This is a genomic window from Nocardioides scoriae (genome assembly GCF_900104965.1).
In the GTDB taxonomy this organism is placed as follows: Bacteria; Actinomycetota; Actinomycetes; order Propionibacteriales; family Nocardioidaceae; genus Marmoricola; species Marmoricola scoriae.
On the sequence record NZ_LT629757.1, the window covers coordinates 3,648,059 to 3,672,071 of the forward strand.

Here is a 24,013-nt window from a genome sequence, read left to right on the forward strand (position 1 = left end):
ACGTGGACCGCACCCTGCCGCACGTCGCCCTGTCCCAGCACGCGCACGACCGCCACGGCGACCTCCGGCGCGACGAAACGTGGCTCGACGAGCGCTGGAAGGACCCCGCGACCCGGGTGCTCGTCATCTCCGGCGCGCGGCTGCGCCCGGTCGCCGGCGCGGTCGTGTGGGTGCCCTCGGCGCAGGCTCCCACGGGCGGCCTGCGGCTGCTGCTCGGCGAGCGCGACGGCGTCGAGCACTTCGCGGTGCTCGTCGATCCCGCCGACGCCCCGGGCGAGCCCGACGAGTGGGTCGCGCTGCGCTCGGTGGTGATGGGCCTGGTCGACGACACCATCGACGACGGTCCGCTGGTGATGCACGCCATCGGGATGGCCGAGTGGCACGCGGCGACGACGTTCTGCCCGCGCTGCGGCGACGTGCTCGAGCCGCGCCAGGCCGGCCACGTGCTGCACTCCCCGGGCTGCGGCCGCGACCAGTTCCCGCGGACCGACCCGGCCGTCATCATGCTCGTCACCGACGGCGAGCCGGGCGCGGACGACGAGCGGATGCTGCTCGGTCGCAGCCCCGCCTGGCCCGCGGGTCGCTTCTCCACCCTGGCCGGGTTCGTCGAGCCGGGGGAGACCATGGAGGACGCCGTGCGCCGCGAGGTCGCCGAGGAGACCGGCGTGGTGGTCGGGGAGGTCGCCTACTTCGGCAGCCAGCCGTGGCCGCTCCCGGCGAGCCTGATGATCGGCTTCACCGGTCGCGCCACCCGCACCGCCATCGACGTCGACGGCAGCGAGATCGAGGACGCCCGCTGGTTCACCCGCGCCGAGCTCCGCAGCGAGGCGGAGGCGGGCACGGTCGTGCTGCCGAGCGGCGTCTCGATCTCCCGCTCCCTCATCGAGAGCTGGTACGGCGCGACGCTGCCCGGCCAGTGGTGAGCCGACCGGTGGTGGGCCCGGTCAGGCCAGCGCGGCCAGCTTGTCCTTGACCTGGCGCAGCGAGGGGTTGGTCTGGGCCGAGCCGTCGCTGTAGACGAGGGTCGGGACGGTCTGGTTGCCGTTGTTGACCTTCATCACCAGGTCGGCGGCGGACGGGTCCTGCTCGATGTCGACGACCTCGTAGCCGATCCCCTCGCGGTCCAGCTGACCGCGCAGGCGGTGGCAGTAGCCGCACCACGGGGTGCTGTACATCGTGAATCGGGTGCCGGTCCGGTCGTCCTGGTGGGCGCTCACGGGCTGTCCTCTCTCGCGTCTAGGCTCGGGTCGATCAGAGCAACACCGAGAAGTGGGAGTTCATTTCGTGGCCTCGTCCGACGACCTGCTCGCGGCCCTCGATCCCGAGCAGCGCGCGGTCGCCACGGCCCTGCGCGGACCGGTCCGGGTCCTGGCCGGAGCCGGCACCGGCAAGACCCGGGCGCTGACCCACCGGATCGCCTACGGCGTCGCCACCGGGGTCTACCAGCCCACCGAGGTCCTGGCCGTCACCTTCACCACCCGCGCCGCCGGGGAGATGCGCGGGCGGCTGCGCGCGATGGGGGCCGGGCAGACCCAGGCCCGCACCTTCCACTCCGCCGCCCTGCGCCAGGTCCGCTGGTTCTGGCCCAAGGTCTACGGCGGCGAGCCCCCGCAGCTGCTGGACTCCAAGGTCCCCGTGCTGGCCGCGGCCGCCCGGCGCAACCGGGTCGAGGTCGACCAGTCCCTGCTGCGCGACCTCGCGAGCGAGGTCGAGTGGGCCAAGGTCAGCAACGTGCGGCCCGAGGACTACCTGCGGCTGGCCCCCGCCCGTGGCCGCGCGGTCGGCAGCCTGGACGCCGCCACCGTCGCCCACGTCTTCGCCAGCTACGAGGAGCTCAAGCGCGAGCAGGGCCGCATGGACATGGAGGACGTCCTGCTCATCGGGGCGGCGCTGCTGAGCGAGGACGAGCGGGTCGCCGCGGAGGTGCGCCGCCAGTACCGCTGGTTCGTGGTCGACGAGTTCCAGGACGTCAGCCCGATCCAGAGCGCGCTGCTCGACCTGTGGCTCGGTGGTCGCGACGAGATCTGCGTCGTCGGCGACCCCGCCCAGACCATCTACTCCTTCGCCGGTGCCCAGCCCGGCTTCCTCACCGACTTCACGGCCCGCTTCCCGGGCGCGACCAGCGTCGAGCTGGTCCGCAACTACCGCTCGACACCGCAGGTGATCGCCGCGGCCAACGGCCTGCTCCAGGGCAGCAGCACCCGCAGCGTCCGGCTGCAGTCGCAGTCGGCCTCCGGGGCCGAGGTGACCTGGCGCGAGGCCCCCGACGAGGTCGCCGAGGCCGAGGCCGTCGCCGCCCGCGCGGTGCAGCTGCGCGACCAGGGCGTCCCGCTGCGCGAGATGGCCGTGCTCTTCCGCATCAACGCCATGTCGGAGGTCTTCGAGGAGGCGCTCACCTCCGCCGGCGTCCCCTACGTCGTGCGCGGGGCCGTGCGGTTCTTCGAGCGGCAGGAGGTGCGGCAGGCCACCGCCCTGCTGCGCGGCGACGTGCGGGCGGCCCAGCGGGCGCAGGAGGCCGGCGAGCTCGCCGGCCCGGTCGACGACGCGTTGGTGACCCAGGTGCAGGCGGTGCTGTCGGGCATGGGCTGGACCGCCCAGGCGCCCGCGGCCCGCGGGAAGTCGCGCGACCGGTGGGAGTCGATGCAGGCCCTGATCTCGCTGGCGGGCGACTTCTCCGCGGCCGCACCGGCCGACGAGCCGGCCACCCTGGCCGGCTTCGTCGCCGAGCTCGACCGGCGTGCGCACGAGCAGCACGCCCCGGTCGCCGAGGGGGTGACCCTCGCGACGATCCACGCGGCCAAGGGCCTGGAGTGGGACGCCGTGTTCCTGGTCGGGATGCAGGAGGGCGCCATGCCGATCGTGCACGCCGACACCCCTGCGGGCGTCGAGGAGGAACGCCGGCTGCTCTACGTCGGCATCACCCGGGCCCGGCGCCACCTGTGGGTCTCGTGGTCCCTGGCCCGCAACCCCGGCGGCCAGGCGCGACGGACCCCCTCGCGCTTCCTCGCCGGGCTGCGACCCGCGTCGGCGACCGACACCGGCGCCGGCTCGGGCCGCCGCGCCGTCCGCGCGTCCAAGCGGGCCGCGGTGTGCCAGCAGTGCCAGACCCCGCTGGCGACCTCCCGCGAGCGCAACCGGGGCTACTGCTCGCAGTGCCCGGTGCCCTACGACGAGGCGCTCTACGACGTCCTCAAGGCGTGGCGCAAGGAGCAGGCCGACGCCGAGAGCGTGCCTGCCTTCGTGGTCTTCTCCGACGCCACGCTGGAGGCCCTGGCCGAGGTCCGGCCCCGCGACCGGGCCGGTCTCCAGGGCATCAACGGCATCGGTCGCGCGAAGCTCGACAAGTACGCCGACGAGCTGCTCGGCCTGCTGGCCTGAGCCCCCGTCCCGGGCCGTCCCGGACCCGGTCGCGAAATCTCTGCGATAAATCGTTTGCGCCCCCGCGAGAGGGCGCACTACCGTGCTGAGCACCGGCCGACCCTGGCCCCGGGCGCACCACGAGCCCACGACGACCGAAGGAGGTGCGAGATGAAGAACGTGTACGCCGCCACCGGCGCCACCACCGGCACCGTTCAGCGCTCCGGCTCGCTCGCACCCGTCTTCGACGCGGTCGTGGGAGGACTCCGTCTCGAGAAGGTTCTCGAGCAGGGCCCCGAGCTGGGCCTGCAGGACGGCGCCCGTCGGCGCGTCGACGCCACCCCGACCTTCGAGGTCACCCCGGTCATGAGCGCCATCGGCGCACCCCTGGGTCTTCGCCCCCCGAGTCCACCGATCACCTGAGCCACCGGCTCAGATCGGCAGCCTCGAGGCCGCGGAACCCCCACCGGGATTCCGCGGCCTTCGTGCATCCCGGGCACGAGACTCATCCGTCGCGGAGCAACCAGCCAGACGCAGGACATGAGTTCACGAGGAGGTGAACATGAACACCCACGTTGTCGACCGGTCCGAGCACCGGGAGATCGACGAGGCGGCGCTGCCGTGCCACCGCGAGGACCCCGAGCTGTACTTCGCGGAGTCCCCGGCCGACGTCGAGCTGGCCAAGGCGCTGTGCCAGACCTGTCCGGTCCGCACGGCCTGCCTCGCCAGCGCGCTCGAGCGGCGCGAGCCGTGGGGGGTGTGGGGCGGCGAGCTGTTCCTGCAGGGAGCGGTGATCCCGCGCAAGCGCCCCCGTGGCCGTCCCCGCAAGGACGCCGTCGTCACGGCCGCCTGACCCACCGACCCGAGGAGCCCGACCCGATGATCCACCCGACCAGCACCCCATGAACCCACGCACCACCGACCACCAGGAGCAGCACCATGAGCACCACCTCGATCGAGCTCGTCCGGGAGCAGCACGCTGCTCGCCGGTCCGAGGCCGAGCAGTGTCGTCGCGCCGGTCGCGTCGCCGCCGCCCAGCGGCTGCAGCGCCGGGCCGAGAGGCTCTCGCAGCGGGCCGAGCGGGTCACCGCCCGGGCCGAGCGGGCCGCCTCGCGGGCGCGCGTCGCCGTCGCCCAGGTCCTCTGACCCGACCACGACCAGCAGCACCGGGAGCCACGAGCCCCGGGAAGGACGTCCCTTCCCGGGGCTCGTGCACGTCCGGGGGTCCTAGGGTGGCGCCATGGACGCCCTGCGGACCACGTGCGACCTCTGCGGCACCTCCGTCGAGGGTGGGACGGTGCCCCTGACGTGGACCACCGCCGTCGAGCGCGGCGAGCGCCGGGTGTTCTGCGAGGTCTGCTCGCGCCGTCACCTGCGCGCGATGGAGGGCAAGCTCGACTCCGAGTGGTGGTGAGCCACCGCCGACCCGGCCGCGCTCAGGCGTCGAAGCCGGGCAGCGACTCCTCGAGGATGCGACGGAACGGCACCGTCGCCTCCAGCTGCGAGAGCACGCCGATGCCCCCGGCGAAGGTCCGGTGGATGAGCATGTACGACGGCGGCAGGTTCAGCCTGAGCGCCACGGCGTACGCCTCGCTGCGGGGGTCGCTGGCCCGCTTGAACTGCTCCTGCATCCAGGAGCGGCTGAAGTGGAACTCGGGCTGGCTGGCCGGCTCGGTGAACGGCGCCAGGTAGGTGCGCAGCAGCTCGGGCTCGAGCCGGATCTTGTCGCGGATGAACCCCTCGCGGCGCAGCGTGGCGACCAGCTCGGAGTAGTCCTCCTGGAGCATCAGGCGGATCAGCTCGCCCATCGAGGCGGGGAGACCGCCCTCGGGCAGCCGTGCGACGGCGCCGTAGTCGAGCACGCCGAGGCGGCCCGGCCCCTGGCCGTCGGGGTCCGGCACGACGCGGAAGTTGCCGGGGTGCGGGTCGGCGTGCAGCAGGCCGGTGCGCCGGGGGGCGTCGAACATGAACCGCAGGAACAGCTCGCCGAAGTGGTCGCGCTGCTCCTGGGAGCCCTCGCGGATGACCTGGGCGAGCGAGGCCTCGCTGTCCATCCACTCGGTCACCAGGACCGTGCCGGCGTCGGCCACCACGTCCGGCACGACCACGCGCGGGTCGTCGCGGAACTCCGCGGCGAAGGCGCGCTGGGCCTGCGCCTCGAGCTGGTAGTCGAGCTCCTCGACCGCGCGGGCCTGGACCTCGGTGATGAGGGCCTTCACGTCGAGCCCGGGCACCAGGGGGCCCAGGCCGCGGGCGACGCGGGAGAGCTGGCGCAGGTCGGAGGTGAGCGCCTCGGCGGAGCCGGGGTACTGCACCTTGACGGCCACCGCGCGCCCGTCGGACCAGGTGCCGCGGTGGACCTGGCCGATGGAGGCCGCGGCGGCGGGCACCGGGTCGAGCTCGACGAGGTGCTGCTTCCAGTCGGCGCCGAGCTCGCGGGTGAGGATCTCGCGCACGGTCATCGTCGGCATCGGGGGAGCGGAGTCCTGCAGCTTGGTCAGCTGCTCGCGGTAGGGGCCCGCCAGCTCCTCGGGCAGCGCGGCCTCGAAGACCGACATCGCCTGCCCGAACTTCATGGCGCCGCCCTTGAGCTCGCCGAGGGTGCGGAACAGCTGCTCGGCGGTGCGCTGCTGGACCTCGCTCAGCACCGTCTCGGCGGGGGCGCCGCCGATCCGCTTGCCGAGACCGAGTGCGGTGCGGCCGGCGTACCCCAGGGGGAGGGCGGCGAGCCGGGCGGTGCGACGCACGGCGCGACGGGGCAGCTCGCTCATCGCCGCCGCGACCGGACGGGGCGGGTGGTGCGGCACGCAGTCATGCCTCCATGGTGCCCGACCTGTGGGTATCCGCGGGGACGTCGTCGCGAAGCTCCTCGGGCCAGGTCGCGCTCCAGGCGCAGCCGCACGCCGGGTGGCGGCTCCACGGGCGCACCTCGGGCTCCGTGCTGCCGGGGTGCCACCACCGCTCGGTGGACCAGCTGCTCGGCTCGCGGCCCGCCGCGTGGGCCACCACGTCGCGCACGGCCCACGCCGACACCAGGGCCAGCAGCGGCCGGTCGACGAGGTCGTCGGCCGCGTCCGGGCGCGGCCGGGTGCCGGCCTCGACGTAGCGGTCGGTGACGGCGGGGTGGTCGGGATCGGCCAGGGTGCGGTGGGCGTCGACGCAGCGCAGGCAGGCGGTGCGCCCCGGGTCGACGAAGGGCCCCAGCACGGCGCCGCCGTCGAGCAGCCGCAGCACCAGGTGGGGGCGCGAGGCCCGCACGAGCGGGTCGAGCACCGCGCGGTCGAGCTCCCCGGCCGCGACCACGACCACGACGTCGGCCTCGTGGGGCCAGGCCGTCACCCGCAGCGACGCGGAGCCGGCGACGAGGTCGTCGAGCAACCGACCCCCGTCGGGCAGGTCGGCCAGCAGCGCCACCTCGGCGACCGCGGGCGACGCGGCCGGCCGCAGGCAGTCGCGCTCGCGCAGCCGCTCCAGCACCCGCTCGGTGGTCGGGCCCGGGGCGAGCGGGCGACGCTCGGCCAGGCGGCGCAGCACGTCCTGCACGCCGGGCGTGCGGGGGAGCACCACCCGGCGGTCGGGGTCGAGGCCGACCTGGAGCTGCGAGCGGCCGCGACGCACGACGCGCAGCCCGGGCGCGAGCGCCAGCGCGGGGAGCGGACCGGAGGTCGGACCAGGGGTGGGAGCGGGGCTCGGGAGCGGGCCGGGGCCGGGGTCGCGCGCGGTCATGCGGGCACGCTAGGCGCGGTGCGGGACCGGGCCGAATCCGTCGTCCACAGGCCCCCGGGAACGGCGAACGGCGGGCCCCCGTGGAGGGGTCCCGCCGTTGCGTGGTCGATCGACCAGGTGGTGCCAGGCGGTCAGGCCTTGCCCAGGATGCGGTTGAGGTTGGTGCCGCAGACGGGGCACACGGCCTTGGCCATGCGGGTGCCCTTGTCGTTCACCTTGACCTCGCCGTCCGCCTCACGCTTCTCCTTGCACTTCACGCAGTAGAACTCGCCGCTCCAGGTCTCTGCCATGACGGCCTCCTTCATTCTTGGCTCGTGTCGGCGGGTGGTGGGGCCCGCCGGGGTCCGGTGCCCGGACCTCGCTCGACCCTAGTCCACACCGGTGCTCGCCACCGTCCAGGGGCGATGCGGGCGCCCAGCGTGTCCCCGGCGTCCCTGCGCCGCCCCACGCCGCCCCGGTAGCCTCCGGCGCATGCCTGACCAGCCGCTCCCGTCCGCCGCCTCCGCCGCCTCCGCCGGGTCCACCACCGCCCTGCCCCACCTGCGCGTGGAGCGCCCGGCGCCGGGGGTGGTGAGGCTGGTGCTCGACAACCCCGACCAGCGCAACGCCATGTCCGCCCCCATGACGGAGTCGTGGACCACCGCGCTCGACCAGGTGCGCGCCGACGACTCGGTGCGCGTGGTGGTGGTGACCGGCGAGGGCAGCGCGTTCTGCTCCGGCGGCGACACCAGCTGGATCGCCAGCGAGCCCGACGCGGGCGTCGACCGGCTGCGCACGCGGATGATCGCCTTCTACCGCGCCTGGCTCGACATCCGCTCGCTGGAGGTGCCCACGATCGCGGCGGTCAACGGCGCCGCCATCGGCGCGGGGCTGTGCGTCGCGCTGGCCTGCGACCTGCGCTACGCCGCCGAGGGGGCCAAGCTGGGGGCGCCGTTCGTCAAGCTCGGGATGAACCCCGGCATGGCCTCGACCTACCTCTTCCCCGACGTGGTCGGCCGCGCGCACGCCCGCGAGCTGCTGCTCACCGGGCGCCTGGTGCAGGGCGAGGAGGCCGTGCGGCTGGGCCTGGTCTCCCGGGTGCTGCCCCGCGAGGAGCTGGCCGCCGCCGTGCAGCAGGTCGCCGAGGAGATCGCGGCCACCGCCCCGATCGCCAGCAAGCTGACCACGCTCGCGCTGCGCTCGGGCCACCCCGACCTCGAGGCCTGCGTGCAGTGGGAGGCGATGGCCCAGCCGATCACCCTGGCCACCGAGGACCTGCAGGAGGGCATCCGGGCGGCCCGGGAGAAGCGCGACCCGGTGTTCCGCGGCCGGTGAGGCCGCGGCGGGTCAGCAGGCGCGGTCGCCGATGATCTGCTCGAGGCGGGGGATCAGGCTCCTCACCAGGTCCGACTTCTCCAGGTAGCCGTGGGCGCCGGCGTCGATCGCGCCGGGCCCGGCCGTCTCGAAGGGGTAGCCCGAGAGCATCACCACCAGGGCCTCCGGGGCGGCCTCGCGGATCAGGGGCAGCGCCTCCATCCCGTCCATCACGGGCATCGCGATGTCGAGCAGGACCAGGTCGGGCTGGTTGGCCCGGGCCTCGTCGACGGCCTCGCGGCCCTCGGTGGCGGTGGCGACCACGCGCCAGCCGTCGGGGTGGCGACGGATCACCATGCTGATGAGGTCGCGGAGGTCGTCGGAGTCGTCGACGACCATCACGTTGAGGGCTCCGGTCATGGTGTCTCCGTCCCGGTGCGAGCGGGTGCGCGTCGTACGGCGGTGCCGGGCTCGACCGACTGGCCCCCGGCCAGCTCGCCGATCCAGTGGCGGGCGTGGCTCGAGGTGCGGGCCACCAGGCTCCGGGCGAAGTCGGTCTGCCCGAGGTCGAGCGCCATCTCGGCGGCCACCAGGCCCTGCACGATGGTGTCGTTGACCTCCGCGGCCACGAGCATCCGCTCGGCGCGCGCGGAGTCGTCGGCGACCTTCTGCTCGACGAGCTTCTGCATGGTGAGGTCGGTGAAGACGAGGCAGCGCACGGTGACGCCCTCGACGTCGAGGTCGGTGGCGGCCACGAGCGTGGGCACCTCCGACCCGTCGGAGCGCGGCACGGTCAGCTCGGCCCGGCGGGTGCCGGTCTCGCGCCCCATGAGCAGGTCGGCCAGGACCGGCAGCTGCTCCATCGAGACGTAGTCGGTGATGTCGCGCCCGGCCATGCTGTTGCGGTCGACGCCGAGGAAGTCGGCGATCTGGGGGTTGGCGTAGAGCACCACGCCGTTCTCCGAGACCGTCACCGCGCCCTCGCCCATGTTCTCCACGATGACGCGGTAGGGCCGGTCGGCGCTGGTCAGCGTGTAGACCTGCTCGTGGTCCTCCTCGCCCAGCACCACGGCGTCCACACCGGCGCCGCCGCCGATGGCCGCGAGGCTGCGCTGCAGGTAGGCCACCTGCTGGCGCAGCTCCTCGAGGTCGGGCTCGTCGTGCGCGGGACCGGGGCCGGCGCTCACGTGCCGCTCCCGTCGGGCACGCGCAGCTGCAGGCCCACCAGCACCTTGTCGGTGTCGGAGAGGTCGCCGATGATCTTGCGGATCGGGTCGGGCAGCTTGCGCACCAGCGTGGGCACCGCGACGATCTCGTCGCCGCGCGCCAGGGCCGGGTTGACCAGCAGGTCGATCACCTCGACACGGTAGCGACCGGCGAGGTGCTCGTCGCACACCTTGCGCAGGTTCTCGACCGCGCGCACCGAGCGGGGCGACTGGCCCGCGACGTAGAGCCGCAGGTCGAACATCTGGCCGTCGGCGTCCGCCTCGGCGGTGGGCTCGCCGAAGCCCCAGGTCTGGCTCATCGTCGCGCTCCAGTCGGGGAGGAGTCCATCCGGTTGCGGTGCCGGGCGACCGAGGTGCGGGCCTCGTCGTCGCCGGAGGTGTAGGCCGCGTCGTCCGCGACCAGGTGGTCGAGCTCGTCGGCCTCGGCCTCGAGCTCGGCCCGCAGGGTCGCGATCTGGGCCTCGACGGCGGCCGTCCGCTGGGCCAGGGCGCGACGGCGGCGCTCCTGCTCCTCCACGCGCAGCCGCTGCGCGCTCTCGTCGCGACCGGCCTGCTCGAGGCGGGCCGAGCCGGTGAGCACGCCCTGCGGTCCGACGTACACCTCCAGCAGGCGGGGGCCGTCGTCGGTCAGGACGAACTCGCGCACCTGGTTGGAGTGGGAGGTGCCGCGGCTCTTGATGACGAACATCAGCCGGTTGCGCTCGCCGTTGGACTCCTGGTTGCGCAGCAGCAGCCAGGTGTCGACCAGCGAGGAGATCTCGACCTCGCTGCTCTCGGCGGCGGAGCCGCGGGTCAGGGTCGTCATCACCGAGGTCACGCCACGGCTCTTGAGCAGGTCGAGGTCGCGGGCCAGGACCGAGGCGGTCTGGTCCTGGGTGCCGCTGCGGCCCAGGCTCACGACGGCGTCGAGGACGGCCAGGGCCGGGTCCACCTCGTCCAGCAGGCGGTGGAGCTGGGCCAGGTGCTCCTCCAGCCCGAACGCCGTGGCCCGCACGGAGTGCAGGTGCAGCAGCCCGGCGTCGACCCAGCGCCGCAGGTCGATGCCGATCGAGCGCATGTTGCGCACCAGCTGGAGCGGCGACTCCTCGAAGGACACGAAGAGCACCCGCTCGCCCTGGGCGCAGGCGGCTGCCGCCATCGCGGCGCCGATGCTCGTCTTGCCGGTGCCGGCGGAGCCGCTGATCATCATCGCCGAGCCGCGGTAGACGCCGCCCGCGAGCATCCCGTCGAGCTCGGGGACGCCGGTCGAGACCCGCTCCTCGGACGCCTCGTAGGTCAGGCCCATCGAGGTGATGGGCACGACGGTCAGGCCGCGGGCGGTGATGAGGAAGGGGTACTCGTTGGTGCCGTGCAGCGAGCCGCGGTACTTGGTGATGCGCATCCGCCGCGTCGACAGGCCGTCCTCGACGCGGTGGTCGAGCACGACGACGCAGTCGGAGACGAACTCCTCGATGCCGATCCGGGTGAGCTGGTCGGTGCCCCCGCCGCGCTCGCCGGTGATGACGACGGTGAGGTCGCGCTCCTTGAGCCACCGGAAGAGGCGGCTCAGCTCGCTGCGGACCACGGCGTGGTTGGGCAGGGCGGCGAAGAGCACCTCGATGGTGTCGAGCACGACCCGCTTGGCCCCGATCGAGTCGACCGCGAGCTGGAGCCGGAGGAACAGGCCGGTGAGGTCGAACTGCCCGGCCTCGACGAAGTCGGCCGGGTCGAGGTGGAAGGAGTCGATCGCCAGCAGGCCGTCGGCCTCGAGCTGGGGGAGGTCGAAGCCGAGCGAGGCGACGTTGGTCGCGATGTCGGCGGCGTCCTCCTCGAAGGCGAGCAGCACCCCGGGCTCGCCGTGGTCCGTGGCCCCGCGCACCAGGAACTCGATCCCGAAGAGGGTCTTGCCGGCGCCCGCGGAGCCCGCGACGAGGGTCGGGCGCCCACGCGGGAGACCGCCGTTGGTGATGTCGTCGAGGCCGGAGATGCCGCTGGGGCACTTCTCCAGGCTCGCCACACCACTCCCAGAGGTGCTCACGTCGTCACTTCCTTCACTCATTGCGTCACCGGACCCACCCGCGCAGTCTTCCTTGTCGATGCGGCGAGCGCGGCACTTTGACGAGGAACCCGCCCGACAATCGTCCGTCGCGGGCCCGGACGCGCAGACGGGGCCCCCGAGAGCACCGCTGCGCTTGCCTTCCCCTTGCGAACGCAGAAGTGGGTCTCGAGGGCCCCTTCTGCGCCGCACGCTACGGCTCCGCCGGTGTGTTGGTCAACGTCGGCGGCGCAGGTGGTGCCGCGGTTGTGCACCGCCTGTGGACAAACCTGTGGACGACGTGTGGAGGACGGTGTGGACGACGTGGACGACACCGGCGTGCCTGTGGAGATCGCGGGCCCGGGAACCGCGGGTCGGCCTCGGCCGGTGGGCCTCCGGGGTGCGGGTGTCGGTGCCGGGAGGGATGATCGGCGGGTGGATGCCGCCAACAGCTCACCGGGCCCGGTCGAGGCGCTGCGACGGATCGCCTTCCTGCTGGAGCGAAGCCGGGCCGAGACCTACAAGGTGAAGGCCTTCCGGGCGGCGGCCGCCACGATCCTGCCGCTCGGCGACGAGGTCGCGCAGCGGGTCGAGGCGGGCACGCTCCGGGAGCTCCCCGGCATCGGTGCGGCCACGGCCGAGGTCATCGAGGCCGCCGTGGCGGGACGCACCTCCGAGCGGCTGGCGACCCTGGAGCGCGAGACCGGGGGTCCTCTCGTCGAGGGCGGGGAGCAGGTGCGCGCGGCGCTGCGCGGCGACCTGCACTCCCACAGCGACTGGTCCGACGGCGGCTCCCCGATCGAGGAGATGGCCTTCACCGCGCTCGAGCTCGGTCACGACTACCTGGTGCTGACCGACCACTCGCCCCGCCTCAAGGTGGCCAACGGGCTCTCCGCCGCCCGGCTGGGGCGCCAGCTGGAGGTGGTCGACGCCGTCACCGAGCACCTGGCACAGACCGGTGCCGGCTTCCGCCTGCTCCGGGGCATCGAGGTCGACATCCTCGACGACGGCGCGCTCGACCAGACCGACGAGATGCTCGGACGCCTCGACGTGCGGGTCGCCTCGGTCCACTCCAAGCTGGCCATGGAGCCGGAGGCCATGACCCGGCGGATGGTCGCGGCCGTGCGCAACCCGCTGACCAACGTCCTGGGCCACTGCACCGGGCGGCTGGTCACCGGCAGCCGCGGCACCCGCGCGCAGTCGCAGTTCGACGCCGAGCAGGTCTTCACCGCCTGCGCCGAGAGCGGCACCGCGGTGGAGATCAACGCCCGGCCCGAGCGTCGCGACCCGCCGACCCGGCTGCTGCAGCTCGCGATGGACCTCGGCTGCCTGTTCTCCATCGACAGCGACGCCCACGCCCCGGGCCAGCTCGACTTCCAGGTCCACGGGTGTGCCCGCGCCGAGGAGCTGGGGCTGGAGCCCGAGCGCATCGTCAACACCTGGCCGGTCGAGCGGCTCCTGGCCTGGGCCAACCCGTGAGCGGCCCGCCTGACGTGCCCGTGGAGGTACGCCGCTCGCGCCGGCGCACGCGCACCGTCTCGGCGTACCAGCGCGACGGCCGGGTGATCGTGATGATCCCCGACCGGTTCAGCCGGGCGGAGGAGGAGCAGTGGGTGGCCACCATGCTCGGCCGCCTCGAGCGCTCCGAGCGCCGCAAGCGGCGCGGCGACGACGACCTCGAGCGGCGCAGCGCCGAGCTGGCCGCGACCTACCTGCCCGCCGGCACCCGCCCCACGTCCGTGCGGTGGGTCGACACCATGACGAGCCGGTGGGCGTCGTGCACCACCACCACCGGTGAGATCCGGCTCTCGGAGCGGCTGCGGGGGATGCCCGCCTGGGTCGTCGACTACGTGCTGCTCCACGAGCTGGCCCACCTGGTCGAGCCCCACCACGGACCGAGCTTCTGGGCCCTGGTCGACGCCCACCCCCGCGCGGAGAGGGCCAAGGGCTTCCTCGAGGGCGTCTCGCACGTCGACGCGACCGTGCCCCGCGAGGTGGAGGGCTAGGAGGTCGCCGGGGTGCGTCGGGCGCGCTCCTGCGCCAGCGCCACCATCTCGACCATGTCGGCGTCCTGCGTCGGCAGCGCGTCGACGGCGAACCAGCGGACGTCGAGCGACTCGTCGCTGACCCGGGGGACCGCGCGCGCGTCGGCACGCGCCAGGAAGCGCACGTCGAGGTGCTGGACCGGACCCCGCGGGTCGCAGAAGGCGACCTCGTGGCGCGACAGGTGCAGCGGCTCGGGGTCGACCTGGAGCCCGGTCAGGCCCGACTCCTCCCGGGCCTCGCGCAGCGCCGCGGCGACCAGCGTCGGGTCGTCGGGCTCGAGGTGGCCGCCGAAGTGGAACCACCGCTGCGCCTTGCGGTGCAGGTTGAGCAGCACGTGCCGGCCGTCGTGGCTGACGACCAGCGCCCCGGCCGTGAGGTGGGCCGGGAAGCAGGAGCGCCACGCCCCTCCCGGGTGCACGGCCAGGTGGTCGAGGTAGTCGCGCCGGTCCTGCTCCTGGGCCGGCGTCGGGGCGACCCAGCCGGTGAGCAGCGTCGTCGCCTCCGCGTGCAGGCTCACGCCCTCGGGGACCCCTCGTCGTCGTCCCCGGGGCCGTCGGGGTCCTGCGGCTGGTCGCCGTCGAGCAGCTGGCCGAGCTCGCGGTCGAAGTCCTCGTCGCTCAGCTCGGCAGGCTCGGCGAGGTCCTCGCGGAAGCCCAGCGGGTCGTCGAGGTCGGCCGCGGTGGGCAGCAGGTCGGGGTGGGCCCAGACGGCGTCGCGGGCCTCGTTGCCCTGGCGCGAGCGCAGCGAGCCCCACAGCGTGGAGGCGTCGCGCAGCCGGCGCGGACGCAGCTCGAGGCCCACCAGCGCGGCGAAGGTCTCCTCGGCGGGACCGCCGGCGGCACGACGGCGGCGGAAGGCCTCCTGCATCTTGGAGGCGGCGGGCATCCGCTCGGCGGTGGCGAGGCCGACGACCTCGTCGACCCAGCCCTCGACGAGCGCGAGCGTGGTCTCGAGGCGGACCAGGGCGGCCTTCTGCTGGGGGGTCTGCTGGGGCTCGAAGAGACCGCCCTGCAGGGCCTCCTGCATCGCCTCCATGTTGGTGGGGTCGAGCTGGCCCATCGCCTGCTCGATGCCGGAGACGTCGATGGTGACGCCGCGGCCGAAGTCCTCCACGGCCGAGATCAGGTGGGCGCGCAGCCACGGCACGTGGGCGAAGAGCCGCTGGTGGGCGGCCTCGCGCAGCGAGACGTAGAGGAAGACGTCGTCCTCGGTGACGTCGAGGCCCTCGGCGAAGGCCCGCAGGTTGTGGGGCAGCAGCGCGGCCTTGCCGGCCGGCCCCAGGGGCAACCCGATGTCGCTGGCCGAGAGCACCTCGCCGGCCAGGCCGCCCAGGGCCGAGCCGACCTGGCTGCCGAACATCGCCCCGCCGGCCTTGCCGAGCATGCCGATGAGCGGGCCGGCCATCGCCCGGGCCTCCTCGGGCATCGCCTTGCCCATGGCGCCGACGACGTGCTCGGCGACCGGCTCCACGAGGACCCGCCACACCGCGGTGGTCTGCTCGATCCACTCCGCCCGGCTCCAGGCGGCGGTCGTGGTGACCCCCGAGGGCAGCACCGTGGCGCTGTCGAGCCAGTGGTCGGCCAGCCGCAGCGCGTCGGCCACGCGGGTCTGGTCCTGGCGGTCGGGGCTCGGGTCGGGCTCCTGCGCGGAGGTCTTGCGGGCGATGTCGGTGGCGAGGGCCCAGTTCACCGGGCCGTCGTACGGCGCCATCATGGCCTGCATCTGGCCCATCAGGGCCGACAGGTCGGGCATGCCGCCGAGGCCGCCCGCCCCCGCGGCGCCGGGTCCGCCCTGCTGGCCGCCGGGGCCGCCGCCGAGCGCGTTGAAGATCTGCTCGAACGGGGTGCCCTTGAAGGGGTTGTCGTCGGGACCGCCGGGGTTGTTGGTCATGCCCCCCAAATTACCGCTCGAGTCTGAGCGTCGCCTGTGCGAGCGGGGCTGTTCGCCCTCGGCGCAACCCGGCACGCGGGGGCTACCCTGCGCCGGTGACCTCCGCGACGCCCGTCATCCGGCTGCTCGACCTGCGCGAGACCCCCCTGGACGCCACCGAGGTGCTCGCGGCGGTCGACGACCCGACGGCCGGCGGCGTCAACCTGTTCGTGGGCGTGGTGCGCGACCACGACGGCGGCGAGCAGGTCGACCACCTCGACTACTCCGCCCACCCCTCGGCGCTCGAGCGGCTCCGCGAGGTCGCCGAGGGCGTGGCCCGCGACTTCGAGGTGGTGGCGCTGGCAGCCGTGCACCGGGTCGGCCACCTCGAGGTGGGCGACACCGCCGTGCTCGTCGCCGCCTCCGCCGCCCACCGCGGGCAGGCCTACGACGCGTCCCGGGCCCTCATCGACCGGCTCAAGGCCCAGGTGCCGGTCTGGAAGCACCAGGTCTTCAGCGACGGCAACGACGAGTGGGTCGGCACGCCGTAGGCCGCGTGTCCTGCGGCCCGCGACGAGGCGTGCGGGCCACCATGGAGGGGTGGAGATCCTGCTCTGGTGGCTGCCCCCCGTCCTGGTGACCGCGGGCGCCATGGTCTGGGTCGGCTGGTTGGGCCGGGCCCGCTCGACGGCCCCCGACCGCTCCGAGGCCGCCCAGGAGCGCTTCGCCGCCGCGATCCTGCGCGAGCTGCCCACGCGGGCTCGCCAGACGCCGCCGCGACCGGTCCGCGACCGCAGCACCGGCATCGCCGTGCGGCCCTCCCAGGAGCCGGCGCGCGCCCACGCCGCGGAGGAGACCCGCCGCTCCGCCTGATCGCCGCTTGCCGACGGGTGAAAGGGTGTCGCCATGCCGAGCCGTCGCACCGCCGCGAGCCTGCTCGCGCTCGCCCTCGTGGTGGGGCTCGCGGTCGTCGCCTGGCGCCAGCCCGTGCCCTACGTGACCTTCGCCCCCGGGCCGACCGTCAACGTGCTGGGCGACTTCGACTCCAAGCCGATCATCAAGGTGACCGGCCGCGAGACCTACGACGACGACGGCGGCCTGCGACTGGTCACCGTCGTGCCGAGCGGCCCGGAGCAGAAGGTGCCGCTGCCCGAGCTGGTGTCGGCGTGGCTCGACCCCGACCGCAGCGTCTACCCCTACGAGGCGATCTACGGCAGCGACGACACCCGCTCCAGCGTGCGCCAGCAGTCCGCGGCACAGATGACCTCCTCGCAGGAGAACGCCGTGGCCGCGGCCCTGAAGGCGCTGGGGATCGGCTACGACGTCGGCGTCGGCATCTCGCTGGTGCAGCCCGACGGGCCCGCCGACGGCAAGCTCGAGGTCGGTGACCAGGTGCTGTCGGTCGACGGCCGCGCGGTCGACCGCATCGGCGAGCTGACCCGCGCGGTGCGCGCGGTCCCCGTGGGCGACCAGGTCGCCTTGCGGGTGCGCCGGGACGGCCGCGACGTCACCGAGCGGATGCGCACCGTGGCCGCCGAGGACGACCCGCAGGCGAGCGCCGTGCGGGTCGGCGTGGGGGAGTGCTGCTTCGACTTCCCCTTCGACGTGCAGCTCCAGATCAGCCAGAACATCGGCGGTCCCTCGGGCGGGCTGATGTTCGCCACGGGCATCTACGACGTGCTGACGCCGGGGTCGCTGACCGACGGCAAGGTGATCGCCGGCACCGGCGAGATCGACCCCGAGGGCAACGTCGGCGAGATCGGCGGCATCCAGCAGAAGCTGGTCGGCGCCCAGGCCGACGGAGCCCGGCTCTTCCTCGTGCCCGCCGGCAACTGCGCCGAGGCGCTCGGCGGCAACTACGACCCCGACAGGATGCGACTGGTGAAGGTGAGCACGCTCGACGACGCGATCTCCGACGTGAAGGCCTGGGCGGCCGACCCGGACGCCGACCTGCCGCGGTGCACCCGGTGAGCGGGCCGCTCGAGGACGTCGTGCGCGAGGTCGAGCTGCACGCCGCCCGCGCCGGCTGGGAGCAGCCCGCGCAGCTGTTCGCCCTCGTCGACACCGCCGACCTGCTGGCCCGCGAGCCCCACCTGGCCGCCGTGCTGGGCCTGGAGAGCGAGGAGGGGGACACCCCACCCGGGGGCCTGACGCCCGTCGAGCAGGAGACCACCGCCGACAGCCTCGAGGAGCTGCTGCCGAGCATCCTGTGGCCGCCCGAGGTGGTCGGCTGCGCGGTCGTGCTCGAGGCCACCACCCTCCCCGCGGAGGCCGGTGCCGGCGCCGACGTGCCGGCCGACCCGGAGGCCGCCGCGGCGTACGCCTCGGAGCACCCGGACCGCGAGGAGGCCCGCATCGTCGCCGGTGTGCTGCGCGGCGGCGAGAGCTGGTGCGCCATCCGCCAGCGCGCCCACGACGAGGACGACCTCGTGATGACCGGACCCGACCTTGTCCCCGCCCTTCTAGAGTTGCTGCACGCGACCCTCGATCCCGACGCTGGAGATCCCGTACCTACATGAGTGACTTCTTCGCCGACCAGCCCTCCGCCGCAGGTGGGGGACGAGCCTCCGGGGGCGCCCCCGGAGCGCCGGTGCGGGGCCCGCGCCGGCCGCGGCCGCTGCTGCTGACGATCGCCGTCGTCGGTGCCGTGGTCGTGGCCTTCTCGCTGTTCTCGGGCATCTGGACCGACCGGCTGTGGTTCCGCAGCATCGGCTACGGCAGCGTCTTCAGCACGCTGCTGTGGACCCGGGTCGGGCTCTTCCTCGTCTTCGGCGGCGTCATGGCCGCGACCGTCGGGCTCAACCTGTGGCTGGCCTTCCGGATGCGGCCGATGTTCCGCCCGCACTCCCCGGAGCAGGCCAACCTGGAGCGCTACCGCGAGGTCGTCACCCCGCTGCGCCGGGTGCTGCTGGTCGCCGTCTCGGTCGTCTTCGGCGTCTTCGCCGGCATCTCGGCCACCGGCACCTGGCGGACCTACCTGCTGTGGCGCAACCGCGAGGACTTCGGCCGGGCCGACCCCTACTTCGGCCACGACATCGGGTTCTACGTCTTCAGCCTCCCGTGGCTGCACTTCATCGTCGACTTCCTCATGGCCGTGGTGTTCACCTCGCTCGCGCTCGCGGCCCTGGTGCACTACCTCTACGGCGGCATCCGGCTGCAGTCGGCCAGCGACCGGTTCTCCGGCGCGGCCGTGGGTCAGCTCTCGGTGCTCTTCGGCGTCTTCCTGCTGCTCAAGGCGGGCGACTACTGGCTCGACCGGTTCGACCTGACCTCCCAGGCCGGCGGCCTGGTGACGGGCATGACCTACACCCGCTACAACGCGGTGCTGCCCGGCAAGACCATCCTCATCTTCATCGCGATCATCTGCGCCCTGCTGTTCTTCGCCAACGTGCTGCGCCGCACCTGGCTGCTGCCCGGCGTGGGGCTGGCCCTGTTCGCCGTCAGCGCCGTCCTGCTCGGCGGCGTGTGGCCGGGCCTGATGCAGCGCTTCCAGGTCAAGCCCAACGAGGCGGACCGCGAGTCGACGTACATCGGGCAGAACATCAAGGCCACGCGGAGCGCGTTCGGGATCGCCGACAGCGAGTCCACGTCGTACGACGCCTCGACCGAGCTGTCCGAGAGCGAGCTGGCCGACGACGCCGCCACCACCGAGGGCGTGCGCCTCGTCGACCCGCAGCTGGTCTCCGACACCTTCGAGCAGCTGCAGCAGGTGCGCGGTTACTACAGCGTGCCGGGCGTGCTCGACGTCGACCGCTACGACATCGACGGGACCACCCGCGACGTGGTCGTCGCGGCCCGCGAGATGAACCTCGCCGGCATCCCCGACGGCCAGAAGAACTGGTCCAACGAGAAGACCGTCTACACCCACGGCTACGGCCTCATCGGCGCCTTCGGCAACCAGCGCAACGCGCAGGACGAGCCCGCCGCGACCGGCGGCGAGCCGGTCTGGGCCGAGGAGAACCTGCCGCCCACCGGTGCGATCAGCGACTCCCAGCCCGACGGCTCCTACCGCGCGCAGATCTACTTCGGCGAGCAGAGCCCGACCTACTCCATCGTCGGCAAGGCGCCCGGCGGCAAGGACGTCGAGCTCGACGTGCCGAGCGGCTCGACCGACGACCCGGGCGGCTCCACGTCGACGACGTACGCCGGCAAGGACGGTGTCGCGGTCGGCAACCTGTTCAACAAGCTGCTCTACGCGACGAAGTTCGGCGACGCCAACATCCTGCTCTCGGGCCGGGTCAACGAGAACAGCAAGATCCTCTACGACCGCTCCCCGCGCGAGCGCGTGCAGAAGGTCGCCCCGTGGCTCACCGTCGACCGCGACGCCCTGCCCGCGGTGGTCGACGGCAAGATGGTCTGGATCCTCGACGGCTACACCACCAGCGACCGCTACCCGCAGGCGGAGAAGAACTCGCTGGAGGAGATGACCTCCGACGCGATCAACCCGCGCTCGACGTACGCCACGCTGCCGACGGACAACATCAACTACATGCGCAACGCGGTCAAGGCGACCGTGGACGCGTACGACGGCACCGTCACCCTCTACGAGTGGGACGAGTCCGACCCGATCCTCAAGACGTGGGAGAAGGCGTTCCCCGGGGTCGTCAAGGCCAAGGGCGACATCCCCGCCGAGGTGCTCGACCACATGCGCTACCCCGAGGACCTGTTCAAGGTGCAGCGCGAGATGCTCGCGCGCTACCACGTGCTCGAGCCGCGCACCTTCTACGAGGGCTCCGACGAGTGGATCGTCCCGACCGACCCGGTGGACGACCAGTCCTCGCGCAAGCAGCCGGCCTACCGCCTCTCGGTGGCGGCTCCCGGCGCGGACGACCCGGTCTTCTCGCTGACCTCGACGTACGTGCCCCGCAACCGGCAGAACCTGGCCGCCTTCATGTCGGTCGGCGCGGACGCGTCCGACCCCGACACCTACGGCAAGTTCCAGATCCTGCGGCTGCCCGGCACCCGGGTCGACGGCCCCCAGCAGATCGCCAACAACTTCGCCAACGACACCCGCGTGGCGGCGGCGCTGCGGCCGTTCATCCAGGCCGACGCCAACGTCCAGTACGGCAACCTGCTGACCCTGCCGGTCGGCGGCGGCCTGCTCTACGTCCAGCCGCTCTACACCGAGCGCAGCGGCGGTGACGGCACCTACCCGCTGCTGCGCTACGTCGTGGCGTCCTTCGGCAACGAGGTCGGCATCGGCAGCACCCTGTCGGAGGCGCTGGCCAACATCGTCGAGAACGGCGGCGGCAGCTCCACCGGCGGCGACTCCGGCGGCTCCGGCGACGGCGCGGGCAGCGGCTCGGGCGGCTCGGGCGGCACGAACCTCTCCGACGACGCCCTCCAGCTGCTCCAGCAGGCCGACGCCAAGTTCGCCGACGCCGACAAGGCGCTCACCGACGGCGACCTGCAGGGCTACGCCACCGCCGTCGACGAGGCCAAGGCGCTCGTCCAGCGGGCGCTGGCGGGGACCGGGTCGGGGTCCGGCTCGGGCTCGGGTTCGGGGTCCGGGTCCGATTCGGGGTCCGGGGACAACTAGACGCGCGAGGGCAGTTTCCCCGGTCGACCGGGGAAACTGCCCTCCGAGCCCGACAATCCGGGCGCCGGCGGGCAGTTCTGCCCGTCAAGTCGACCGCCGTGGCGCCGTACGCCGTCCCGCCGCATGCAACGCGCCGTTGCTGTGTCCGAGTGCCCTCCCCGACGGGTGTACGCCGCGGGTAACGGAGCGTTACATGCGCCGCCCCGCCGCCCCGCCGCCCCGCCGCCCCGCCGCCGCGCCGCCGCGCCGCCGCGCCGCCACGCCGCCTCTCAGCCCCGCGGGACCGCCAGCGTCGTGGGGGTGCGCCGACCGCGCAGCGTGACGGTGTCGTGCTCCTGCCAGCGCCCGGCCTCGTCGTCGGAGGCGGCGTCGACGGCGGCCATCGAGGCGAGGACGCATCCGTCGACGTCCTTGGCGAGCTCGGTGAGGCGGGCGGCGGAGTTCACGGCGTCGCCGATGACGGTGTACTCGAAGCGGGTCCGGTCGCCGACGTTGCCGGCGACCGCCTCGCCCGTGGAGACGCCGATGCCGGCCTTGAGCTCGGGCACCTCCTCGGCGATCCGGGCGGCGATCTCGCGGGCCGCGGCCAGGGCCCGGCCGGCGTGGTCCGCGAGCTCGACGGGGGCGCCGAACACGGCCAGCGCGGCGTCGCCGATGAACTTGTTGACCAGGCCGCCGCGCTCGTCGACGACCTCGACCACGACCGCGAAGAAGCGGTTGAGCAGCTCGACGACGGCTGCCGGGTCCTTCTCGGTGGCCAGCTCGGTGGAGCCGACGATGTCGACGAACAGGACCGAGACCACGCGGGTCTCGCCGCCGAGCTCGACCTCGCCGCGGGCGGCCGCCTCGGCGACCTCGCGGCCGACGTGGCGGCCGAACATGTCGCGCAGGTGCTCGCGGTCGCGCAGCCCGGCGACCATCTGGTTGAACCCTGCCTGGAGCTGGCCGAGCTCGGTGCCGTCGTAGACCTGCACCCCGCCGTCGAGGTCGCCGGCCTCGACGCGCTCCATGGCGTTGCGGACCGCGAGGATCGGCGCGACGACGGCGCGGGCGTTGAGCCAGGTGACGAGCGAGCCGAACACCAGCACGACGCCGCCCAGCGCCAGGATCACCACGGCCAGGCGGGTCAGGGTGACCTCGCCCTGGCGCAGGGTCAGCGAGAAGATCGCGACCGACAGCAGCCCGACGACCGGCGCCCCGGTCCCCAGGCCCCAGAAGAGCAGCATCCGGCGGCGTACGCCGACCCGGCGGACCTGGAGCTTCTCCTCGCCCGAGAGGGCGCGGGCGGCGATCGGGCGCAGCGCGAACTCGCTGAACAGGTACGCGATCGCGGTCACCACCAGGGCCGCGATGCCGACCGTGAAGGCGGTGGTGATCGCCCGCTCGGGCTGCACCACCACGGCGAGCAGGGTGAACAGCAGCGTCGCGGCGGCCCACAGCGTGGCCTGCACCTTGGTGAGGAACCACGGCACGCCCAAGGCCTCGACGCGCTGCTCGGTGGTGGGCTGCTCGTCCTCGCGGGTGGCCCAGCGCAGCGACCGCAGCGCCCCGGCGGTGCCCCAGGAGGCGCCGACCAGGACGGCCACCACGACGTACACCGGGACGCCGATGGCCAGCGACAGCACCGTCCCCCGGTTGGCGGCCGGGCTCGGGATGACCAGGGCCGAGAGCACGAACACGATGCCCGCGCCGATGACGTTGGTGCCGACGAGCAGCACGGTGAGCAGCAGCTGCACGCGCACCCGCAACCGGCGGGGGCGCTGCTGGGCGGGTCCGAGCAGGACCGACCCGTAGGCGCCTCCGGTGGGGGCGCCCAGGTGCGGCCGCTTCACGAGGACCGACGGGGCGGCAGCGCGATCGCGCCCGAGAGCTCGGGGCGCCAGTCCAGGGCCGCGTGCGCGGCGACGATGCGGTCCAGCTCGCGCACGGCGCGGTCGGGGAAGGGCGAGATCCGGCGGGTGCCGTGGTCGACGTACGCCTCGAGCGACTCCATGCTCGCCGCCACCCGGTCGTGGGTGTGGTCGACGAGGTAGCTGACCAGGTGCAGCATCCGCCCGTCGTGCTCCAGCAGCCGCAGGTGGACCTGGACCTCGGCGCCGACGAGCACCTCGTGGCGGTAGGTCAGCAGCTGCTCCAGGGCGAACATCCCTCCGGTGCCGGCCTCCGCGGCGGCCGACCCCGCGTCGAAGGCGTCGAAGGTCGTCCACTCCGCGTCGTCGAGGATCGCGAGGTAGTGGCGCACGTTCATGTGCCCGTTGCCGTCGGCGAGCTCACCGGGCACGCGGCGGCGCGGCGCGGCCACCAGCTGGGTGACCTCGGCGAAGTCGGGCAAAGCGCGCACGGCGTACATCATGACGGGTCCGGGGTCGCTCCGCGCCGCTATCCCGTCTGGTCGGGGTGTGGGCGCGTGGGGCAGGCTGGCGGCATGTCCGAGGCCCCCCGCACGAGTCGCTCCTCCGACCGCCCCGGCGGCCGGTCCTCCGGCCCCTCGCGCCGTGGCCACGACGTCCACCAGACCCACTTCTTCGACGCCGCCACGCTGCGGGCCGGAGCCGTCGTGGTCGACCACGTGACGGGCGAGCAGGTCGGCACGGTCGACGCCGTCGGGCGCCACGTCTTCGAGGGGTACGGCGCACCCGGCCGTCGCGGCGGCCCCGCGGGCGACCTCGTGGTCGAGGTCAGGGAGCTGGACCCGGTCGTGCCGGTGCGGCTGCCCCCGAGCGCGGCCCCGACCCCGGAGCCGGCCGCAGCCGCCTCCACCCCGGGCGCACCGCCCGCCACGGAGGGCGACGACGACGGGACGGAGCCGCCCCGGGTCGAGAAGGCCGCCGTCGCCCAGGGCGTGGCGATCGCCGTCCTGGCCCCGGTCCTCGCCCTGGCGCTGCTGGTCCTGGTCCTGGTGCTCGTCCTGTCCTGACCCCGGCCGGGGCCGCGCCGGAGCCC

27 protein-coding genes are annotated in these 24,013 nt (G+C 73.9%); 15 read left to right on the forward strand and 12 right to left on the reverse strand.

The features are described 5' to 3' along the window. Positions 1-2 precede the first annotated feature (2 nt). Positions 3-923: an NAD(+) diphosphatase gene (gene nudC, locus BLU55_RS17305; protein ID WP_091732305.1), complete on the forward strand. Its 921-nt coding sequence runs from the start codon at positions 3-5 to the stop codon at positions 921-923. A 21-nt stretch (positions 924-944) separates the two neighbouring features. Here nudC and BLU55_RS17310 read toward each other — a convergent pair whose 3' ends face one another. Next, positions 945-1,175: a mycoredoxin gene (locus tag BLU55_RS17310; RefSeq protein ID WP_091734172.1), complete on the reverse strand. Its 231-nt coding sequence runs from the start codon at positions 1,173-1,175 to the stop codon at positions 945-947. A gap of 109 nt (positions 1,176-1,284) precedes the next feature. Here BLU55_RS17310 and BLU55_RS17315 point away from each other — a divergent pair, with 109 nt between their 5' ends. From BLU55_RS17315 to BLU55_RS19665, 5 genes are all read left to right on the forward strand, one after another. Further along, complete coding sequence (locus BLU55_RS17315) at positions 1,285-3,378, forward strand: ATP-dependent helicase (RefSeq protein WP_091732306.1); 2,094 nt, start codon at positions 1,285-1,287, stop codon at positions 3,376-3,378. Between the two features lie 150 nt (positions 3,379-3,528). Further along, positions 3,529-3,780: a hypothetical protein gene (locus BLU55_RS17320; RefSeq protein WP_091732308.1), complete on the forward strand. Its 252-nt coding sequence runs from the start codon at positions 3,529-3,531 to the stop codon at positions 3,778-3,780. 139 nt (positions 3,781-3,919) lie between these two features. After that, positions 3,920-4,210: a WhiB family transcriptional regulator gene (locus BLU55_RS17325; protein ID WP_091732309.1), complete on the forward strand. Its 291-nt coding sequence runs from the start codon at positions 3,920-3,922 to the stop codon at positions 4,208-4,210. 86 nt (positions 4,211-4,296) lie between these two features. After that, complete coding sequence (locus BLU55_RS17330) at positions 4,297-4,503, forward strand: hypothetical protein (RefSeq protein WP_091732311.1); 207 nt, start codon at positions 4,297-4,299, stop codon at positions 4,501-4,503. Between the two features lie 94 nt (positions 4,504-4,597). Next, positions 4,598-4,771 (forward strand): hypothetical protein, encoded by a 174-nt coding sequence (locus BLU55_RS19665; protein ID WP_172833931.1) that lies wholly within the window; start codon positions 4,598-4,600, stop codon positions 4,769-4,771. A 22-nt stretch (positions 4,772-4,793) separates the two neighbouring features. On the opposite strand, the gene BLU55_RS17335 is transcribed toward BLU55_RS19665, so the two are convergent. The 3 genes from BLU55_RS17335 to BLU55_RS19670 form a co-directional block, all read right to left on the reverse strand. After that, on the reverse strand, positions 4,794-6,128 hold the full coding sequence (locus BLU55_RS17335) for an ABC1 kinase family protein (RefSeq protein WP_091734174.1): 1,335 nt from the start codon (positions 6,126-6,128) through the stop codon (positions 4,794-4,796). Between the two features lie 40 nt (positions 6,129-6,168). After that, positions 6,169-7,083, reverse strand: a complete 915-nt coding sequence (locus BLU55_RS17340) for a hypothetical protein (protein ID WP_091732312.1) — start codon at positions 7,081-7,083, stop codon at positions 6,169-6,171. Between the two features lie 131 nt (positions 7,084-7,214). Next, entirely contained in the window at positions 7,215-7,373 is a 159-nt protein-coding gene (locus BLU55_RS19670; protein WP_091734176.1) for a DUF5679 domain-containing protein, read from the reverse strand. A 181-nt stretch (positions 7,374-7,554) separates the two neighbouring features. On the opposite strand from BLU55_RS19670, the gene BLU55_RS17350 reads away from it, so the two are divergent. Beyond that, positions 7,555-8,397, forward strand: coding sequence for an enoyl-CoA hydratase/isomerase family protein (locus tag BLU55_RS17350; RefSeq protein WP_091732313.1), 843 nt, complete (start codon positions 7,555-7,557; stop codon positions 8,395-8,397). A 12-nt stretch (positions 8,398-8,409) separates the two neighbouring features. On the opposite strand, the gene BLU55_RS17355 is transcribed toward BLU55_RS17350, so the two are convergent. Genes BLU55_RS17355 through kaiC form a run of 4 tightly spaced genes read right to left on the reverse strand, consistent with a single transcriptional unit; the run spans position 8,410 to position 11,619 of the window. Continuing rightward, positions 8,410-8,796 carry a response regulator transcription factor gene (locus BLU55_RS17355; protein WP_091732315.1) on the reverse strand — a complete coding sequence of 129 codons (387 nt, stop codon included), beginning with the start codon at positions 8,794-8,796 and terminating at the stop codon, positions 8,410-8,412. Further along, entirely contained in the window at positions 8,793-9,563 is a 771-nt protein-coding gene (locus tag BLU55_RS17360; protein ID WP_091732317.1) for a PAS domain S-box protein, read from the reverse strand. Before BLU55_RS17360 ends, BLU55_RS17355 begins: the two co-directional genes overlap by 4 nt. Continuing rightward, positions 9,560-9,901: a circadian clock KaiB family protein gene (locus BLU55_RS17365; protein ID WP_091732319.1), complete on the reverse strand. Its 342-nt coding sequence runs from the start codon at positions 9,899-9,901 to the stop codon at positions 9,560-9,562. Before BLU55_RS17365 ends, BLU55_RS17360 begins: the two co-directional genes overlap by 4 nt. Beyond that, positions 9,898-11,619, reverse strand: a complete 1,722-nt coding sequence (gene kaiC / locus BLU55_RS17370) for a circadian clock protein KaiC (RefSeq protein WP_197681032.1) — start codon at positions 11,617-11,619, stop codon at positions 9,898-9,900. Before kaiC ends, BLU55_RS17365 begins: the two co-directional genes overlap by 4 nt. A gap of 432 nt (positions 11,620-12,051) precedes the next feature. On the opposite strand from kaiC, the gene BLU55_RS17375 reads away from it, so the two are divergent. Beyond that, positions 12,052-13,095 (forward strand): PHP domain-containing protein, encoded by a 1,044-nt coding sequence (locus BLU55_RS17375; RefSeq protein WP_091732323.1) that lies wholly within the window; start codon positions 12,052-12,054, stop codon positions 13,093-13,095. Continuing rightward, on the forward strand, positions 13,092-13,622 hold the full coding sequence (locus BLU55_RS17380; RefSeq protein ID WP_231916934.1) for a M48 metallopeptidase family protein: 531 nt from the start codon (positions 13,092-13,094) through the stop codon (positions 13,620-13,622). The genes BLU55_RS17375 and BLU55_RS17380 overlap by 4 nt, the downstream gene beginning before the upstream one ends. On the opposite strand, the gene BLU55_RS17385 is transcribed toward BLU55_RS17380, so the two are convergent. Together BLU55_RS17385 and BLU55_RS17390 are read right to left on the reverse strand one after the other, a co-directional pair. Then, positions 13,619-14,179: an NUDIX hydrolase gene (locus BLU55_RS17385; protein WP_091732325.1), complete on the reverse strand. Its 561-nt coding sequence runs from the start codon at positions 14,177-14,179 to the stop codon at positions 13,619-13,621. The genes BLU55_RS17380 and BLU55_RS17385 overlap by 4 nt on opposite strands. Next, a complete protein-coding gene (locus BLU55_RS17390) occupies positions 14,176-15,552 on the reverse strand; it encodes a zinc-dependent metalloprotease (RefSeq protein ID WP_091732326.1) in 1,377 nt (458 codons plus the stop codon). Before BLU55_RS17390 ends, BLU55_RS17385 begins: the two co-directional genes overlap by 4 nt. A 95-nt stretch (positions 15,553-15,647) precedes the next feature. On the opposite strand from BLU55_RS17390, the gene BLU55_RS17395 reads away from it, so the two are divergent. From BLU55_RS17395 to BLU55_RS17415, 5 genes are read left to right on the forward strand one after another with little or no spacing between them, the layout of a single operon-like run. Then, entirely contained in the window at positions 15,648-16,082 is a 435-nt protein-coding gene (locus tag BLU55_RS17395; protein ID WP_091732328.1) for a molybdenum cofactor biosynthesis protein MoaE, read from the forward strand. 49 nt (positions 16,083-16,131) lie between these two features. After that, the gene (locus BLU55_RS17400; RefSeq protein ID WP_172833932.1) at positions 16,132-16,404 is read left to right on the forward strand and encodes a hypothetical protein; all 273 of its coding nucleotides are present in this window, start codon (positions 16,132-16,134) and stop codon (positions 16,402-16,404) included. A gap of 33 nt (positions 16,405-16,437) precedes the next feature. Then, the gene (locus tag BLU55_RS17405) at positions 16,438-17,502 is read left to right on the forward strand and encodes a YlbL family protein (protein WP_091732329.1); all 1,065 of its coding nucleotides are present in this window, start codon (positions 16,438-16,440) and stop codon (positions 17,500-17,502) included. Further along, positions 17,499-18,050, forward strand: coding sequence for a PPA1309 family protein (locus tag BLU55_RS17410; protein ID WP_197681033.1), 552 nt, complete (start codon positions 17,499-17,501; stop codon positions 18,048-18,050). Before BLU55_RS17405 ends, BLU55_RS17410 begins: the two co-directional genes overlap by 4 nt. Beyond that, positions 18,047-21,070, forward strand: coding sequence for a UPF0182 family membrane protein (locus tag BLU55_RS17415; protein WP_091732333.1), 3,024 nt, complete (start codon positions 18,047-18,049; stop codon positions 21,068-21,070). Before BLU55_RS17410 ends, BLU55_RS17415 begins: the two co-directional genes overlap by 4 nt. 269 nt (positions 21,071-21,339) lie before the next feature. Here the strand turns inward: BLU55_RS17415 and BLU55_RS17420 are convergent, their stop codons facing one another. Further along, positions 21,340-22,902 (reverse strand): adenylate/guanylate cyclase domain-containing protein, encoded by a 1,563-nt coding sequence (locus BLU55_RS17420; RefSeq protein WP_197681034.1) that lies wholly within the window; start codon positions 22,900-22,902, stop codon positions 21,340-21,342. After that, on the reverse strand, positions 22,899-23,411 hold the full coding sequence (locus BLU55_RS17425) for a thioesterase family protein (RefSeq protein WP_157682931.1): 513 nt from the start codon (positions 23,409-23,411) through the stop codon (positions 22,899-22,901). Before BLU55_RS17425 ends, BLU55_RS17420 begins: the two co-directional genes overlap by 4 nt. Before the next feature lie 84 nt (positions 23,412-23,495). Here BLU55_RS17425 and BLU55_RS17430 point away from each other — a divergent pair, with 84 nt between their 5' ends. After that, positions 23,496-23,987, forward strand: coding sequence for a hypothetical protein (locus BLU55_RS17430; RefSeq protein WP_091732338.1), 492 nt, complete (start codon positions 23,496-23,498; stop codon positions 23,985-23,987). Positions 23,988-24,013 lie beyond the last annotated feature (26 nt).

Coding starts and splice junctions, on each gene's coding strand:
- BLU55_RS17320 (WP_091732308.1), top strand. CDS start 3,529: ATGAAGAACGTGTACGCCGCCACCGGCGCCACCACCGGCACCGTTCAG.
- BLU55_RS17310 (WP_091734172.1), bottom strand. CDS start 1,175: ATGTACAGCACCCCGTGGTGCGGCTACTGCCACCGCCTGCGCGGTCAG.
- BLU55_RS17330 (WP_091732311.1), top strand. CDS start 4,297: ATGAGCACCACCTCGATCGAGCTCGTCCGGGAGCAGCACGCTGCTCGC.
- BLU55_RS19665 (WP_172833931.1), top strand. CDS start 4,598: ATGGACGCCCTGCGGACCACGTGCGACCTCTGCGGCACCTCCGTCGAG.
- BLU55_RS17390 (WP_091732326.1), bottom strand. CDS start 15,552: ATGACCAACAACCCCGGCGGTCCCGACGACAACCCCTTCAAGGGCACC.
- BLU55_RS19670 (WP_091734176.1), bottom strand. CDS start 7,373: ATGGCAGAGACCTGGAGCGGCGAGTTCTACTGCGTGAAGTGCAAGGAG.
- BLU55_RS17365 (WP_091732319.1), bottom strand. CDS start 9,901: ATGAGCCAGACCTGGGGCTTCGGCGAGCCCACCGCCGAGGCGGACGCC.
- BLU55_RS17350 (WP_091732313.1), top strand. CDS start 7,555: ATGCCTGACCAGCCGCTCCCGTCCGCCGCCTCCGCCGCCTCCGCCGGG.
- BLU55_RS17415 (WP_091732333.1), top strand. CDS start 18,047: ATGAGTGACTTCTTCGCCGACCAGCCCTCCGCCGCAGGTGGGGGACGA.
- BLU55_RS17355 (WP_091732315.1), bottom strand. CDS start 8,796: ATGACCGGAGCCCTCAACGTGATGGTCGTCGACGACTCCGACGACCTC.
- BLU55_RS17335 (WP_091734174.1), bottom strand. CDS start 6,128: ATGAGCGAGCTGCCCCGTCGCGCCGTGCGTCGCACCGCCCGGCTCGCC.
- BLU55_RS17430 (WP_091732338.1), top strand. CDS start 23,496: ATGTCCGAGGCCCCCCGCACGAGTCGCTCCTCCGACCGCCCCGGCGGC.
- BLU55_RS17405 (WP_091732329.1), top strand. CDS start 16,438: ATGCCGAGCCGTCGCACCGCCGCGAGCCTGCTCGCGCTCGCCCTCGTG.
- BLU55_RS17340 (WP_091732312.1), bottom strand. CDS start 7,083: ATGACCGCGCGCGACCCCGGCCCCGGCCCGCTCCCGAGCCCCGCTCCC.
- BLU55_RS17325 (WP_091732309.1), top strand. CDS start 3,920: ATGAACACCCACGTTGTCGACCGGTCCGAGCACCGGGAGATCGACGAG.